We start from the raw sequence: 16,132 nt of genomic DNA on the forward strand, positions 1-16,132 counted from the left end.
ATGGAAAAAAATTAACATTTTTTAGGGAAGAAAATCGCGTTTCGTGTAATAAACTATAGAGAGTGGTGTAAAAATTTTGAAGAACTTAATATTATTCCTATCAGATTAAAGAATAAATATTCAGTTATTGCCTTCGTCGGATTGATCACCGCTTCCGTATTTTTCTGAGAAATCTTTTGCTTTTTCGTCGGCGATGCTGTTGTTTTGATCTTCAGGCTCCAGATTTTCATCCAAACGATCATTCCAGTTGTTCAATCCTTTTTCAGGATTTTTTTCGTTTTCTTTAATGAAATCGGATTTTGATTTGGCCTGATCGTGTTTTTGATTTTCCATTGTTGAAGTGTATTTGAACTAAAAACAGATCCGGTAAGCAAATGTTTTATAAACAGCAATTATTTAACAGGAGGCTCATTTTTGGCATCTTTAAATTCCTTTACGCTCTTCCCTATCCCCCGCATTAATTCAGGTAGTTTCTTACCACCGAAAATCAACAGGATTACCACACCGATCAAAATAATTTCTATTGCAGACATAATATTAATTTTTGTACAATATAGGTAGAAAAGTTCATTGGTTTATTAGTTCATTGGTCACTAGTTCATTAGTAACTTCAAACTGCCAATTGTAAAACGGTTATGGTTAATTGTTTAAATCGGTTAATCGATGTAAAACGCTCAACTCAAAAGCCAAAAGGTTAGTTGTTGGATCTGATAGCTATTGGATCAGAATTGTAAAATGCAACAAGAAAAGATCTCTACTACTTTATCATAAACAGACTCTATTAGCACTTCCGTCATCCGATAGCTATCGGATCCCGCGCAGGCGGGAATCTTAAAGCGCATGCTCGTAGCGATCATTGTAAGATTGCTTCCCCGAAATTCGGGGTAGGCTGTCGCTGAAAAAGCCTTCTCGCCATGACAATTCTTCGCAGCCTGTCACTTCGCTAAAATCCTCTGATATCCATATTAATTTTTATAAACAAATTAACCTTTAGGATGATATATCGCTTTGAACAAATATCCTTTAAACACTAACCGCTGGCGCCAATCACTCACCGCCTACACCAAAAGCGCATCCAGTTTCCTTGTTTTAATTTTTGGTACGGCACCATGGCGCATAAATTCTGCAAAGCCTTTTAACTGTTTAATTGATTTAATGGCTTCATACCCCTCGTATGTTGTTCTTATTTTGTTCAGTAACATGGTATCCGTTTTAAACAGATCACTTTCAACCAATAAACCCTTATCCAAAAATTTCTTGATCAGCTCTGCTATTTTCCCGTTGGCATAAAGATGGAGCGGCAATTTAAATACTTCGTTGTTCAGCTTTTCGAATGCCTCGTTAATCCATGCTACTTCAGCTTCATTATTAACCGCAATTTTTCCGTCTTTTAAAACTACAGCAGTCAAAAATTCGCGTGCCCGCTGACGTGAAATAATGCCACCATGAACGCCATCACGCAGGGTATAATCTAAACGATCGGCACAAAGTGCGGGTAAAGACTGCTCTAAAATATCGAACGTACCATAAAGAATCTGATTGATGTTATAGCCATATTTTAATAAAACATCTGGAATTTCAGATTTACACAAAATTTCGGCAAAAACTTTTTCATGGTAATCTTCATCCGTATTGCCGAAAACATAATCGCCCACATGAGAAAAGGCAGTATGCGAAATATCGTGCAATAAACCGGCAATCTGCTCAAGTTCCGAACCACCCAGCATTCTGATCAACATGGTTACCCCAATGGCATGCTCCAAACGCGAATGGGAAATATCAGGGTTAACCAAAAATATCGCACCACTTTGATGTATTCCCGCTAACCTTTTTAAAGCGTCAGTATCTAACAGATCAGAAAACACTTCTGGCAATTCCATTTTGCCATATAAAAAATCATTTAACTGGATCATATTATCTTGCTTTAATTAGGGAACAATCGAACACAAAAATACTAATTATTTTAGTTTTATTTAAAATAATTATCCACAATTCAATCAGCTTAAAACTAAGTAAATTAGTCAAAAACCAACTTTCAAATATTTTGAAAGCTATTATTACATTTTTATGATCGACAAAAAAGCCGCGTTGAAAACAAGCAAATAAATTAAACGTTATACTTGTAAAAAACAGCTATATGGCAACCGCTCAACAAATCAGAAAAGCATATTTAGATTATGTTTTAACCAACAATGAAAAACCAAAATCGGTTTATGTTTTCGTCAAAAAGCTTAAAATTACCGAGGCGGATTTTTATCAGTTTTTTTCTTCTTTCGAAAGCATAGAGAAAACCATCTGGTTCGAACTTACTTTCGAAACGATCAGTAAAATCAAAGAACAGGAAGTTTGGCTACAGTACACTGCCAGGGAAAAAATGCTTTCTTTCTTTTACAGCTATCTGGAAAACCTGAAAAACGAAAGAAGTTTTGTGATCTATAGTTTAAAAAATCACCGTGGAAAATTTTCTACACCAGATGTACTCGCAGGAGTAAAACCGATTTTCGAAAACTTTGCACAGGAGATTATTGATGAAGGTTTAGACAGTGGTGAGCTTGCTGAACGCCGTTTTTTAACTAAAAGATATAAAGATGCGTTGTGGGTCCAGTTTGCTTTTATTGTTAATTTCTGGATCAATGATGACAGCGAAGGTTTTGAAAAAAGCGACGAAGCGATAGAAAAAGGGATCAATGTTACTTTTGATCTTTTTCAGCACTCGCCAATCGATAACTTATTAGAATACGGCAAGTTTTTATCAAGAAATGGCAAGCTTGCAGATAAGATGAGGTTTTAAGGATTAGATGAAAACACAAAAAAGTATTCCGACTACGAAGGTAGAGCGTTCAGCGAAATTTGTTAAAACCGGTATCCAGATCGGCGGCAATTACATCAAACATTATTCTAAAAAACTGTTCAACCCCGAAATGGACCGCGAACAGCTTAATGAAGATAATGCGACCGATATTTATAAATCGCTAAGCGAATTAAAAGGCAGTGCCTTAAAAATTGCACAGATGCTGAGCATGGATAAAAATATCCTGCCAAAATCTTATGTAGATAAATTTACCCAATCGCAGTACAATGCCCCGCCCCTTTCGGGTCCGCTGATTGTACGCACTTTTACCAAGAATTTCGGTAAAACACCAGAAAAGATTTACGACAGCTTTAACTTAACATCAAGCAATGCGGCTTCCATTGGCCAGGTACATCAAGCTACACTTAATGGTAAAAAACTTGCTGTTAAAATTCAATACCCTGGCGTGGGTGATAGCATTTCTTCTGATTTAAAGCTAGTGAAACCTTTTGCCTTCCGTTTGTTGGGCATGTCTGAAAGGGAACTGAGCATTTACATCAAAGAAGTTGAAGAACGTTTATTAGAAGAAACTGATTATGAACTGGAAGTGAGGCGTTCGATCGAGTTTTCTGAAGCCTGTAAAAATCTCGATCATGTGGTATTTCCTAAATATTATCCTGAATTATCCGGAAAACGGATTATTACCATGGACTGGGTTGAGGGTCTACATTTAAAGGAATTTTTGCAAACCAATCCTTCACAAGAGCTAAGGAATAAAATCGGGCAAGCATTGTGGGATTTCTATAATTTCCAACAGCATGAATTAAGAGCGGTACATGCCGACCCACATCCGGGCAATTTTATGATTACTCCGGACGAAAACCTTGGTGTAATTGATTTCGGTTGCATTAAAGAATTACCAGATGATTTTTATCAGCCGTTTTTCTCTTTGATCTCAACCGATGTGATTAACGATAAAAATAAAACCATTGATGCGTTTAGGAAACTAGATATGATCCATGCAGACGATTCGCCTGAGCAGGTTGAGTTTTATTATAAATCGTATCGTGAAATGATCAGTTTGTTTGCCAAGCCTTATACCAGCTCAACATTTGATTTTAGCAAGCCTGATTTTTTTGAGCAATTGTATATGTATGGCGAAAAAATTTCGAAAATGCCGGAATTTAAACAGGCACGCGGGGTAAAACATTTTATTTATGTAAACCGGACAAATTTTGGGTTGTATACTATTTTACATGAGCTGAAGGCAACGGTTAAAACGGATACTTTTAAGCCTCATGTTAGTCTGTAAGTCGTCATTTCGACCGCAGTGGAGAAATCTTTAAGTTAAATTGATATTAATATTTCCAACAGATTTCTCCATTTCGCTATTTCGATCCGATAGCTATCGGATCGAAATGACGATTATCTTATTAAATACACTTTAAACGTTTTTCTTTACCACATCAACCATATGATCGATGTCAAATGGTTTTTCGATATAATCATCGGCATTGCAATCTTCTGCCTGTTGGGGTAAGTTATTTGATGTTGAGGTTAACACGGCCGATACATCTTCTGTTTCAGGATCAGATTTAAGTGCTTTAATGACTTCTGATCCTTTCTTTTTCCCCTTGATGTGATCATCAACAATTACCAGGTCAGGTTCAATTTCATCTATTTTTTCTATCGGTTCAGTTGTTAACGATGCGGTAACATCGAAACCTTCCTCTTCTAATACCTGGTCCATAATATCTAAGATATCTTTATTATCCTGAACAAGTACAACCTTTTTCTTCATAAATAAGCAGACTAAAATCTGTTTAAAGATAAATAAAAAGAATAACGGAATAATGGATCTTAAAATATTTTACAATTCAAATGTAAATGTTGCAGGTTTTCGTCTTGAATTAAAGCCTGTTGGTCGAGTATTACCCATTGATTGTATAAAAGGCTTAAATGTGCTGCAACGTTTTCCAATTGATGGCGTCTTATCTACAAAACATAAACAAAAATACTTAAACATTTAAATAACAATTAATTAACATTTAATTTTTAAATAAAAATATTATGAAAACCTCAATCAAAACCCTAATCGCAACATCCTTAACAGCAATCGTTTTATCTTCTGCTGTATTTACAACAAGTGTATCGGCAACTGAAAAAGAGCCTGTAACGATTTCTAAAATATCGGCTTTTAAAAGAATTTCTGTAAAAGGAAATGTAGAGCTTACTATTATTCAAAACAATAACCCAAGTGTATCTTATACTGACGATAACACCGGAACTGCAAAAATTATGCAGGATGGTGATAATTTAAAAATCACCTCGACCAGCACCGATAAAACTAAATTAACTGTTTATGTAAACGATATTTACAGAATAGAAGCTTCAGAAAACGCAGTGGTTAAAACTGAAGGGAAATTAAGAACAAAATACTTACAGATCTTTTTAAAAGGAAACGCACATGCCGAAATCAATACGAGCACTGAAGGTTTGTACACTGTAATTGCTGATGAAGCGGATTTGAAATTAAGCGGCTCTACCGATAACCATACTTTGGTAATGGGTAACTCGCAAAAATTAACGATAGACAGGTTTGCAGCTCTAAAAACCAACATCAGTTCAGTAGAAACAATTGCGGTAGAAAAAGAAATTGCAGCAATAAAATAATATAAAACACATAAATGAAATAAGGCTTTCTGATCGGATCAGAAAGCCTTTTGTTTTTAAATTTGTTCTAGATTTCGAATTTCTTTAGTTCAAATTTCATTTTCTGCTGTTTCCGGTTTACCTGCAATTCAATATTATTTTTGGCTAAAACGCGCAACTGTTGTGTGATCTGATCAACTGAAATGGGATTAATCTGGTTAATCGTAATTAATTCATCACCTGTTCTTAAACCGGCTTTATAGGCCAGGCCTTTCTCGTCTACATGCGTAATCTTAAATATTGATCCATCTTGCACAAAACCTAAACCCAGGGCATATAATGGCACCATTGGCATTGAAAATGTTTTATTTGGCGAAATGGCAATATAAGCCAGGTTATAGTTGAATGTAAAGTTGAACCTGCCAAGTAGCGACATGCCCAATAAACCATGGCGATCGAAACCATAAGCTGGTTGTTCTTTTGGTAAGTCTAAAGAGATTGCGGGGTTGTTTAGGCTAGCACCAGCGATAGTAATGGCATCAATGGTACCCATTTCAGATTTGCTTACATTACCGCTCAGGTCCATAGCGGCTGATGCCATTTTATTTTTCATCTTATCAGTTAAACCATTGGTATAGGCATTTAAAAAATAATTGCCCGAAATGGCACCAGCTGCTCCAGTATCGAAAAGCAAGCGGGTTTTATATTCAATTCCATCCACTTTAAGATTTGCTTCAATTTTTGGAATATTATTGGTCAGTTTTACAGGAAGAAGACTTTTTCCGTTCGCCTCCAAATAACCAAAATTATAGATGCTCATCTCACTATTATCTAAATTGATGGCTACCTGATAATCTTTTAACAAATCAAAACCTATAATACCGTCCATCGGGCGACCGATAACCTTTTGCAGACCTTTTAAATCTGCTACCACAAGTTGCTTCCCTTTTACATTTAATCCACCGATGGTTAAATCCAAAGTATCTATGGTTTTAAACTGGCCGCCATTTCCAGCGGTTTTAATATCTATTGCTTGCTGGTTTACTTTTAAACCTAATTTCTTTGCTACATCTTCACTTAAAGAGGTGGCTCCAGCACCACTATCAAACATAAAGCTGTAAACTTCGCTACTTCCTTTAATCTTCACTTCAATAAACATTAAGGATGAGGAACGCTTAATGGCTGTTTTAGAAAGTAATTTAGCTGGCTGCAACTCTTGTCCAATAGGATCTGGCATACCCATTAGCTGTTCAAAATGACCAATGCGATCGAACATTAAATAATTGTTCATCCTTACCCAGGAAATCATTTTTGGGCCTTGATGCGGAACCGCAATCTGCCTCGCATAAATGCGGTTGTTTTTTTTAACAATGTTTTCGTAATAAACGGTATCCAGAATTACCGGATTGATTACCTGTGGCAATACATTGGTTAAATCGCGGTCGCGATATTCGGCAATGTGGAAGGTTTCATCCAATACCGTAGCAATATCTTTTACATTGTGTTTTTTCAGGTTCTGTCCGAACAATTGCAATGCATATTTTATCTGAACATCAGTTGGTTCCTGCTGGGCAAAAACTGCTTTAGTAATCAGGAATAAACTTATAAATAATACTTTTTTCATTTTATTTGGTTGATTTTGATTGTTGATCGGCCAGTTTTAATGCCTGATAAGCATTTACAATTCCGCCAGAAACCGATATATGCTGTAATTTTTGCTTTCCCTGCCATTCTTCAGGCACAATGGTTACCGTTTGCATTAAAATACTTTTTACTTCTGTAGCAGATAATTTTGGGTAATATGAACGCAGTAATGTAGCTACACCACAAACTACAGGCGAAGCCATACTGGTACCATGCATACCTGAGTAAGTATTGCCAATACCAGTTGAATAGACATCAAAACCCGGGGCAAAAAGATCAACTGACTTTTTTCCGTAATTGGAAAAGCCCATAATCTCACCAAAAGGACTTGTAGCGCCTACCGTTATTACATTTGTTGCTTTTTTCCCGTTTGCATAAAACTGCGAGGGGTAAAAAACATATTGATCGGTATCTTCGGTAAAATTACCACCTCCACGAACAATTAGCACATCTTTCTTTTCGGCATATTTAATGGCATCATCTACCAGTTGTTTTTGAGGTGAAAGGCGTTTCCCAAAGCTCATATTAATTACCGTGGCACCATTATCAACGGCATAACGGATTGCTTTTGCTACGTCTTCATCGTATTCATCACCTTGTGGTACCACCACTCGGATGGGCATAATTTCTATATTGTCGGCGATACCATCCATGCCAATACCATTACCCCTAACTGCAGCAATGGCTCCTGCTACATGGGTACCATGATCGGAATTTTTAAAACTCAATTGATTGTTGCCCCAGTTTTGTCCGGGTTTTAATCCGGCCATCACCACAGCCCTGCCATCTTTTGATGAAGAAACAAATTGTGATTGAAGATTATTCTCTGCACTGTTTACCATAAATGGCGAAATTTTATAAAGCACATTTATAGGAAGATCTGGACTGTATTTACTGGCCTGTGCACGCATTTTTAACAGTTCGTACATTAAAATGAGTTCTTTATCTTTTTCAAATTCAGGTTTTGTATCGTACAAATTTTGAATGGTAACTACTTTATTTGGAAACGTTTTTTTAAAATACCGGTCAATTGAATCAACCTTTGCGGCTAAATTTATTGCGGCTTCCAATGAACGTTTTGATTGAGCCAAAGCCGATTTACGCTTTACCAGGTTAAAGTATTTTTTATCGGCAGCCTTCAGTTTTGTGGTATCGATATGTTCGTAAAGTTTACTTAAACGCAAATACTCACGGTCATCTTCACTGGTTGCAAATTCGATATTGGTTTTACCATCGGCACTGCCTAAAAAATTCCAGCCGTGGATATCATCAATATAACCGTTATCATCGTCATCGATACCATTGCCTGGAATTTCCTTTTTATTGGTCCAGATGATTGATTTTAAATCTTCATGGTCGATATCTACACCAGCATCAATTACTGCAACAAGCACCTTTTTAGCTGTTTTGCCTTTAAGAATTTCGGCATAAGCCTTATTTGCCCCGATACCATACACGCTATCCTTTTCGAAAGAGAGCATGTGCCAGTTTTGGGGATGATGCGTAAATAAATCCTTCTTTTTCGAATCCGTTAAGCCTTTATTTTGCTGAGCGTTAAGGCAAAGCGGTAGCATGAAGACCCCAAAAAGGCCTAATAATTTTTTCATCTTTAATGATTTTGGTTCTTTTAAATCTTTGGAGCTTATTTAGATTTTAAGGCAGTTTCAAGTAATTTTTCAAATGCTGGTTCTGATGCCTGTGGCGCATGATCTTCGATGATTTTCCCTTCCTGATCAATTAAAATATATCTGGGAATACCTGTAATGTTATATGCTTTTTCGAAGGCTGAAGCCTTTTCATCGCCTGCATGAAGTTCTATACCGTTCATGCTTTTCGATTTAAGGAAATTAAGCCACTTATCTTTTGATTTTGAATTATCAGTAGAAATGGAAACGAACACAACATTTGGATTGTCTTTATATCTATCGCGAAGTTTCAAAAAATAAGGTAGTGAGTGCATACAGGGAATGCACCAGGTTGCCCAAACATCTATCGCCACAACTTTGCCTTTAAAATTGCTCAGGCTTACCATTTTACCAGTTGCATCAGGAATAGAAAAATCTGGCGCCACTGCATTTTTTGAAACCTTACTATATTTTTCGCGTAAATCGCTGAGGTTTTTCTTTACTGCGGGATCAGTGCTTTTTTCCATTGCGGCAAGCATTATTTTATCCAGATAAGCATCCCAACCACTTATCGAAAGATGGTAAATGATAATCTGACTCAATTGTTCGTTAATCAATCTTTCATTACTTACCTGTTTAACTAGAAGTTCCATTTTTCCAACAGAACCATTATCAGCTAAATCATCTTCTTTAATATCTATACCCTGGCTAACTTTCAGAAAAGTATAATAGTTGGTCACAAATGATCTCAATCCGATCGCTTTTAATGAATTTACAGCAGGATTATTCAGCGAGATTTTATCGAGAATATTGTAGTAACTTTTATCAACTTTAGCGGCCTGATGATTGCGTAAATATTGTAATTTCACTTCCATATAGCGCATATCGTTGTAAAAACGCGCAGTTGAAACCAAACCCGGTTCTTTAGATTTGCTGATTAATTTTACCTCATTTGAATACTGCTGATCGATATCTTTGATGGATAGCGTTTCTTTTTTTTCTTTAATTAAATCTGCCCAGGCTACATGAATCTCATTAATCAACAAGTTATCAATTTCTGATTTTCCTTTGATTTTGATATTGCTTTCTACCAGCATCGCAGGGGTGGCAGCTTTTTGATCTGCTGGTCCGCCGATTACAAATGCACCCGACTGACGGGCTGGTAAAACAATATCCAGATGCTGGTTTGGCAAAACGTAAACCGGAAAATTATCAATGCAGTAAACCAAAGCTTCATTTGTGGGGAAATCCAAAGTGAATTTCCCGTTTTCATCAAACTTTAGTGATTTAAAAAGTATCCTGCCCTTTGCAGAAAAAGCCTCCACAAAAAAACCTGAAGATTTTTCATTTGCTCCTATCCTGCTTCCACTAATGGTAGCAGAAAATGCAGAACCAAAGAGAAATATTAAAAGTAAACTCAATAATTTCGTTTTCATAAGCCATTAAATTACACCTGCATTGCCTATGGCCTGCAAATCGATATTGTATTTAGTTTTATAATAGTTAATGATGATATCGTATTTCTTTTTGATCAATCCGGCAGTATCATTTGATGGCTTTAAAATGGTGGCATCTAGTTCGGTCTTAGTTTTTGAAGTAATTAAAGCGATATAGGACAGAAAATCTCTTGTCGGCCGGTTATCTTGAAGGGAAACAACATAAGAGACATAACCATAAGTATAAAAATTGATTGCTGTAACGCCAGTTTGAGTGTAATTGGTTACCGTTAAAAAATCTGCAGGAATATCAAGTTTTCCGCGACTGTTTATAAAGTTAAAAAATTCTACATGCAGGTTATTTACATAGGTTTTTTTCTGGGCATCTGTCATACTATCAAACGAAGCAGAGAAGTTATTCAGGGTGATTTGGTTATAGCTCGATAGCACCGTGTAAGTTGTTGTTGGGGTTATTTTGCTTCTTAAATTTTGTCCAAGCAAAACTTTAAATGGCAAATTGGTTTTCAAAAACCCATCAGAATAATAGTTTAACCAATTCTTTTGTACAAAGCTTAACACCTTACCTACGTAAGCTTCATCTGCAATGTCTACAGCGTAATTGCTGCCAAAATTCGATGAGCTATAAACGGGTGTTGCACCAAAATCTATAGCACTAAATTTATACAGGAAAAAGGAGCCGTATTTTTTGTTCAGTTCAACTAAAGCAGGATCGTAATCGTGGTTTCCCTGTGGTAATTTATATTGCACTTCGATATCTGATGGTGCTAAAGCCGCTTCTTCTTTATTACATCCTATAAACACTAAACAAAGTGCGAATAGAAAGCTTAAATGTTTTAATGTTTTCATCTTCTTTATTTTCATGACTATGGATTTTGAATCAAATTTGGGTTTCTGCTTAGCGCCTCTGTTGGGATGGCCAAAGTATATCGTGCATCATTTTTCTGAAGCGTTTCTACCTGCGAGGAACCGGATGTTAATTGAAAGTTATGCTTTAACTCGGGCATTCCCCATCTACGCAAATCGAACCAACGGCTATCTTCTAAACACAGTTCTCTTCTTCGCTCCGCCTTATAAAAGGTATAAAGTTCTTGAGGGTCTGTTATCGTTACCGGTACATAAGCCGAAGTAGTAATCCTGTTCAACCTTAGTAAATTAATATCGGCTAAAGCTTTGCTCACGGCTGATGCATCACCCGCCAATGCCTTTTGTATATAGGCCTCTGCCCTGTTGAGGTAAGCTTCTGCAGTACGGAACGCTTTTCCATTGGTATTACCAGCTACAAATTTTGCCGATCGGCCTTTGTAAGTATTAATGGTAGTGGTAAGATAAACAATACTGGTAAAGCTATATTTAAGCCTTAAATCGGAATTTGCGTAGCTATTTCCCAGGTCATCCGAAACAAAATATGCAGCTTTAGCTACAGATTGTCCTCCGCCAAAAGGCATTATCGATAATTCTGCATTAAAACCATATCCCCAGATTACCTCTGGTGATGAAACTGCAGATGAAATACCGAAAGTGGCCGTTGCGATTTCATTCATCTGTTTCAACGAAGATTTCTTCTGCAATGTAGCGTCAGCATATCTTATACAGGCATCCCAATTGCCCATATATAAATAAATACGTGACAAGAGAAACCTTGCAGAAGTTCCGTTAAATTTGTAGATGTGGTTTCCGGTACCATTGGCATCCAAAAGCGGAATAGCCTCCAAAAGATCCTTTTCTATTTGACTGTATACTTCCTTAACAGTAGATCTGCCTACCGGTTGGTCGGTAACTGCTGCCGTTAAGATTAAAGGCACACCAAGATCAGTTTCGGGGTTGGCGTTTGCACCATAATAAGGTTTTCCAAAATAGTTCACCATCATCAGGTAATAAAAAGAACGTAAGGCCAAAGCTTGTCCGCGGAGGTTCTGCTTTTCTGATTCTGTTCCGTTCACCTGGTCTACATAATCGAGCACAACGTTGCAACCTTTGATCCGCGCATAATAGTTATACCAAATATTTGAGTTTGTGGCCGTATTTTCTACCAACCTATCAATCATATTTTTCTGCCAGGTAAAAGCAGGTGCATACTTATTTAATGCAGAAACTACTGTGGCATTTGCATTATACTCTGATTGAACATCATCGGTTAATAGCTCTGTAAAATCTGTTATAACATTATTTAGCGGATATGCTTCACCCGTCATTAACTGGTTTAATGCTGCTGTTGTGGTTGGGCGAACCAAATCCTGACTGCTTTCTTCCAAAAAGCCTTTTTTGCATGACAATACACTTATTAATAAGCAAATAAGGGCAATGTATTTTAAATATCTTTTCATAATCTGCTTGTTATATACCAATATTAAGTGATAAAGAATAAGTTCTCGGGATAGGCAGGCTATTTCCATTAACCTCAGGATCCTGTCCATTCAATCTCTTATCAGCGATATAGAATAAGTTGGAAACAGAAGCCTGAACTTGGCAGGATTTCAGTCCAATTCGTTTGATTTTATCGCTTGGTACAATGTAACCTAAGGCTAAATTTCTTAGCCGGACAAAACTTGCATCAACAATCCTGGTGTTGGAATAATCGTACAATTGGTACGGAGAATATGTTCCTGTTGACCCAGGTACCGGAATTTGGTTTAAGGCTACCGAATTTGCAGTTGGCAATGATGGTATTACAGTAAAGGCTTCATCACCAGGCTGACGCCAACGGTTGTTTAATTCTGCAGATAAATTTTGAAATGGATATGGGGCAGATGTAGTTGCCCGAATAGACGTATACAACGGTGCCAGTCTTTTTACATTGCCAGTACTGATGTAAAGAAACGTATTTAAGGTAAATGATTTATAGCGGAAATTATTGCCTAAACCACCTGTAAATTTTGGATCTATCTGGCCAGAATATACCAAAGCCTTGGTAACATCGGTTGCAGCCTCCGGATTAGTAGCCACATTTAAACTATTAAATAAGGGTCTTCCTGTTTGCGCATCCAAGCCTGAAAAATCGAACGACCATATTCCGGTGGCTGGAAAACCTTGTTTATACAAACCGCCAGAAACAGCAGCCTGCCAGCTGGTTAACGATATAGCACCAGATTCTTGAACATTGTTAACCACTTTTGCGGTGTTGAAGTTGATGCTCCAATCAAAGTTTCTTGTTTTTATCGGGAAGAAATTTAAGGAAAGCTCGAAACCTTTATTGGTAATGTCACCTGCATTAATCGGCATGGTTAACAGTCCATACTCTAATGGAATTGTTTTTTGGACAATCACATCAAAACCTGCTTTTTTGAAATAATCAATACTACCCGAAATGCGGTTTTTAAGGAAAGCAAAATCTAATCCAAGATTTAAGGTTTTGTTGCGTTCCCAACGCAAATCTTTATAGGCCAAACTTTTGATCATTAATATCGGATCTCCTGAAATTGGATTTACGGAAGCAGCTCCGGTTGGGATCTGAGCAACAAGATCGGGACTAAAATTTTCTGCCACATTACCCTGAAAACCAAAACTTACCCTTGCAGAAAGCTGGTTTAACCAATTTAGATCATCAAAAAAGTTTTCTTCTGCAATATTCCATTTACCACCGATAGACCAAACAGGTAAAAACCTATGGTTCGCATATTGGCCAAACCGATTTGATGCATCGGTGCGGATATTGGCGTTGACCACGTATTTTTGGTTAAAATTATAAGTTGCCGTACCAAAATATGATACATAATTAGAAACCCGATCGGTAATGGTTGGAATGGCATTTTGAAGTAAACTATTTACAAAAGTAACGCCGGTATTCACTACAGTTGGTGGAAGTTGGGCAAAAGACTGTCCCCTATCCGGTAAATAACCATAATTGAGCTGTTTTAATCCGTCATATTTCGAACTTCGTATTTCCTGCCCAACCATTACATTTAAACCATCTTTATTTCCCCTTAAACTTTTATTAAAAGCTAAAGTATTTCTGAAAGTTGTGGTTTGGTTGCTCACGGAAAAAGAGTTGTAAATTCCGCCAACCGGTATCCTTGATGCAAGATAATCTATCGAATTAGGCACTGCAGTGCCATACTCAAAACCACGTAACTGTGTTACCGAATTTGTGCGTTCTGTAGAATAAGTTGCGCCATTGGTTTGGTTATAGCCATAACCCAATAACGATTGAAAAGTAAATAGCTTTAAAAATTTATATTCAAGGTTTGCCGATGCATTAATTGTGGCTAACTTATTGGTATTGCCACTTTCTGCCAGCTCATTTAAAACATTGTATTTGAAGGCTCCGGCGCCAGTGTTTGGACTGGTATAAAAGTAAGGTAAACCATCATCGCCGTAAGCTGGGATTGTTCTACTGGTATTAAAAGCATAATTAAATGGATCTACCCCATAAAAACCATCAGTTTTACTTTTTGCTCCATTTAACTTAAAGCCAACTTTAAAATGATCGTTCAGTGTGCTGTTAACATTAACCGATGCCGTATAGCGGTTTTGTTCGTTTCCTTTGGTATTACCCCTATCATTTAAGATACCAATGGAAGTATAATAAGTTGTTTTATCAGAACCACCAGATAAACTTAAACTGTGTGTTTGACTAACCGGTGCCTGAAACAACAGGGCAAACCAATCGGTATTATTGGTTTCGAGTTTATTAACGCCGGCAACAAACTGTTCCTGCGTAATTTTCTTATCAAATAAATCTGCAGATAAACCTTCGTAAGAAACTGGATCTGGTGTAACTTCAAATTGTAATCCCTTTGCATAAATCTCTCTGGAAACATCGATCCTTTCTTTCGAATTCATCAGGTTAAACTGTCCATAATTTGGTCTTGCTGATGTAGTAAAGTTGGTAGAATAGTTAATTGAGGTTTTACCAACCTTACCTTTTTTGGTCGTAATTACAATTACCCCATTGGCTGCCTTAACGCCATAGATAGCTGTGGAGGTAGCATCTTTTAAAACGGTAATGTCCTGAATATCGTCAACATTTAAAAAGGCTACTGTACTGCCTACCAAATTTTTAATGGCATCGTCAGAACTTCCCGGGGTTAGCGAATTAAGCTGCTGGTAATCGAAGGGGATTGGGTCTTCCTGAATAATTCCATCAACTACCCAAACTGGTTCCTGGTTACCCAATAACGTAGATGAACCACGCACCCTTATCTTTGGTTTCGAACCTACCAAACCCGATGTGTTGCTTACCGCAACACCTGGCAATTGTCCCTGTAATAATTTATCGATCTGGTTGGTACCGGCAACTTTAATGTCTTCCATTTTAACTGAAGCAATAGAACCTACAAAATCCCTTTTGGCGATGTTCTGATAACCAGTAACCACTACATCATCAAGCCCCTGTGCCGATTCTTCAAGTTTCATATTCATCACCAGAAACTCAGTTGTGGCATTTACTTTAACAGCTTTAATTTCTGATTTATAACCTACATATTGATAACGTATGGTACTATTATCGTTAACCAAAAGCACATAATTTCCATTTTCATCAGATGAAGTGGCATTTTGCTGCCCGATTTCCTGAATCGAAACACCTGGTAATGCGATATTCTTTTCATCAGTAATTTTACCCGTAAGCCTGATCTTTTTCTGGGAAAGTGATGGCCCGCCTGATGTTGAAACGGCTTTAGTTTTAAAGATTACCACATCCTTGTCGATTACAAAAGTGATGTCTGTTCCGTTTAAAAGAGCATTTAGAACAACACTTAAACTTTTGTTTTTTAAGGATACCGTTACGCGAGGGTTTTTATCCAACTGATCGGCGTTGTAAAAGAACTGCATTTTCGCCTGCCTGCTCACCTGTTTAACCGCATCAGATAGTTTTGCGTTTTTAACGCTAATGCTGATGTTGGCTGCGGTTTGTGCTTGTAGGGATGGGTTAAAAATTATAATCGCACAGAGTGTTGCACTTAAAATTTTCGTAAAAAGGCGGAATTGAGGCGAAAAATAATTTTGTAAATATTTTTTCATTTAGT

14 protein-coding genes are annotated in these 16,132 nt (G+C 37.1%); 4 read left to right on the top strand and 10 right to left on the bottom strand.

What is annotated here, in order from left to right:
- Nucleotides 1-120: 120 nt before the first annotated feature.
- The 3 genes from U859_RS0106755 to U859_RS0106765 all read right to left on the bottom strand — a co-directional run bounded on the left by U859_RS0106755 (nt 121) and on the right by U859_RS0106765 (nt 1,913).
- Nucleotides 121-333 (bottom strand): hypothetical protein, encoded by a 213-nt coding sequence (locus U859_RS0106755; RefSeq protein WP_025142659.1) that lies wholly within the window; start codon nt 331-333, stop codon nt 121-123.
- A gap of 59 nt (nt 334-392) precedes the next feature.
- A complete protein-coding gene (locus tag U859_RS31575; protein WP_084153034.1) occupies nt 393-533 on the bottom strand; it encodes a twin-arginine translocase TatA/TatE family subunit in 141 nt (46 codons plus the stop codon).
- A gap of 525 nt (nt 534-1,058) precedes the next feature.
- Nucleotides 1,059-1,913 (bottom strand): HD domain-containing protein, encoded by an 855-nt coding sequence (locus U859_RS0106765; protein ID WP_029985532.1) that lies wholly within the window; start codon nt 1,911-1,913, stop codon nt 1,059-1,061.
- Between the two features lie 224 nt (nt 1,914-2,137).
- Here U859_RS0106765 and U859_RS0106770 point away from each other — a divergent pair, with 224 nt between their 5' ends.
- Together U859_RS0106770 and U859_RS0106775 are read left to right on the top strand one after the other, a co-directional pair.
- Nucleotides 2,138-2,791 carry a TetR family transcriptional regulator C-terminal domain-containing protein gene (locus tag U859_RS0106770; RefSeq protein WP_025142661.1) on the top strand — a complete coding sequence of 218 codons (654 nt, stop codon included), beginning with the start codon at nt 2,138-2,140 and terminating at the stop codon, nt 2,789-2,791.
- Nucleotides 2,792-2,798: 7 nt separating this feature from the next.
- Complete coding sequence (locus tag U859_RS0106775) at nt 2,799-4,103, top strand: ABC1 kinase family protein (protein WP_025142662.1); 1,305 nt, start codon at nt 2,799-2,801, stop codon at nt 4,101-4,103.
- A gap of 132 nt (nt 4,104-4,235) precedes the next feature.
- On the opposite strand, the gene U859_RS0106780 is transcribed toward U859_RS0106775, so the two are convergent.
- Complete coding sequence (locus tag U859_RS0106780) at nt 4,236-4,592, bottom strand: two-component system response regulator (RefSeq protein WP_025142663.1); 357 nt, start codon at nt 4,590-4,592, stop codon at nt 4,236-4,238.
- Nucleotides 4,593-4,644: 52 nt separating this feature from the next.
- On the opposite strand from U859_RS0106780, the gene U859_RS31945 reads away from it, so the two are divergent.
- Together U859_RS31945 and U859_RS0106790 are read left to right on the top strand one after the other, a co-directional pair.
- A complete protein-coding gene (locus U859_RS31945) occupies nt 4,645-4,821 on the top strand; it encodes a hypothetical protein (protein ID WP_162799886.1) in 177 nt (58 codons plus the stop codon).
- 40 nt (nt 4,822-4,861) lie between these two features.
- Nucleotides 4,862-5,464 carry a GIN domain-containing protein gene (locus tag U859_RS0106790; protein ID WP_025142664.1) on the top strand — a complete coding sequence of 201 codons (603 nt, stop codon included), beginning with the start codon at nt 4,862-4,864 and terminating at the stop codon, nt 5,462-5,464.
- 67 nt (nt 5,465-5,531) lie between these two features.
- Here U859_RS0106790 and U859_RS0106795 read toward each other — a convergent pair whose 3' ends face one another.
- Genes U859_RS0106795 through U859_RS0106820 form a run of 6 tightly spaced genes read right to left on the bottom strand, consistent with a single transcriptional unit; the run spans nt 5,532 to nt 16,127 of the window.
- Complete coding sequence (locus tag U859_RS0106795) at nt 5,532-7,067, bottom strand: pepsin/retropepsin-like aspartic protease family protein (protein ID WP_025142665.1); 1,536 nt, start codon at nt 7,065-7,067, stop codon at nt 5,532-5,534.
- A gap of 1 nt (nt 7,068) precedes the next feature.
- Complete coding sequence (locus U859_RS0106800; protein WP_025142666.1) at nt 7,069-8,694, bottom strand: S8 family serine peptidase; 1,626 nt, start codon at nt 8,692-8,694, stop codon at nt 7,069-7,071.
- Nucleotides 8,695-8,729: 35 nt separating this feature from the next.
- Nucleotides 8,730-10,148 (bottom strand): TlpA family protein disulfide reductase, encoded by a 1,419-nt coding sequence (locus tag U859_RS30950; RefSeq protein ID WP_025142667.1) that lies wholly within the window; start codon nt 10,146-10,148, stop codon nt 8,730-8,732.
- Between the two features lie 6 nt (nt 10,149-10,154).
- Nucleotides 10,155-11,015, bottom strand: a complete 861-nt coding sequence (locus U859_RS0106810; RefSeq protein ID WP_025142668.1) for a putative zinc-binding metallopeptidase — start codon at nt 11,013-11,015, stop codon at nt 10,155-10,157.
- A gap of 17 nt (nt 11,016-11,032) precedes the next feature.
- Nucleotides 11,033-12,493 (bottom strand): RagB/SusD family nutrient uptake outer membrane protein, encoded by a 1,461-nt coding sequence (locus U859_RS0106815; RefSeq protein ID WP_025142669.1) that lies wholly within the window; start codon nt 12,491-12,493, stop codon nt 11,033-11,035.
- A gap of 10 nt (nt 12,494-12,503) precedes the next feature.
- A complete protein-coding gene (locus U859_RS0106820) occupies nt 12,504-16,127 on the bottom strand; it encodes a SusC/RagA family TonB-linked outer membrane protein (protein WP_025142670.1) in 3,624 nt (1,207 codons plus the stop codon).
- Between the last annotated feature and the right edge of the window lie 5 nt (nt 16,128-16,132).

The sequence above is a fragment of the Pedobacter jeongneungensis genome, assembly GCF_000633455.1.
Lineage (GTDB): Bacteria > Bacteroidota > Bacteroidia > Sphingobacteriales > Sphingobacteriaceae > Pedobacter > Pedobacter jeongneungensis_A.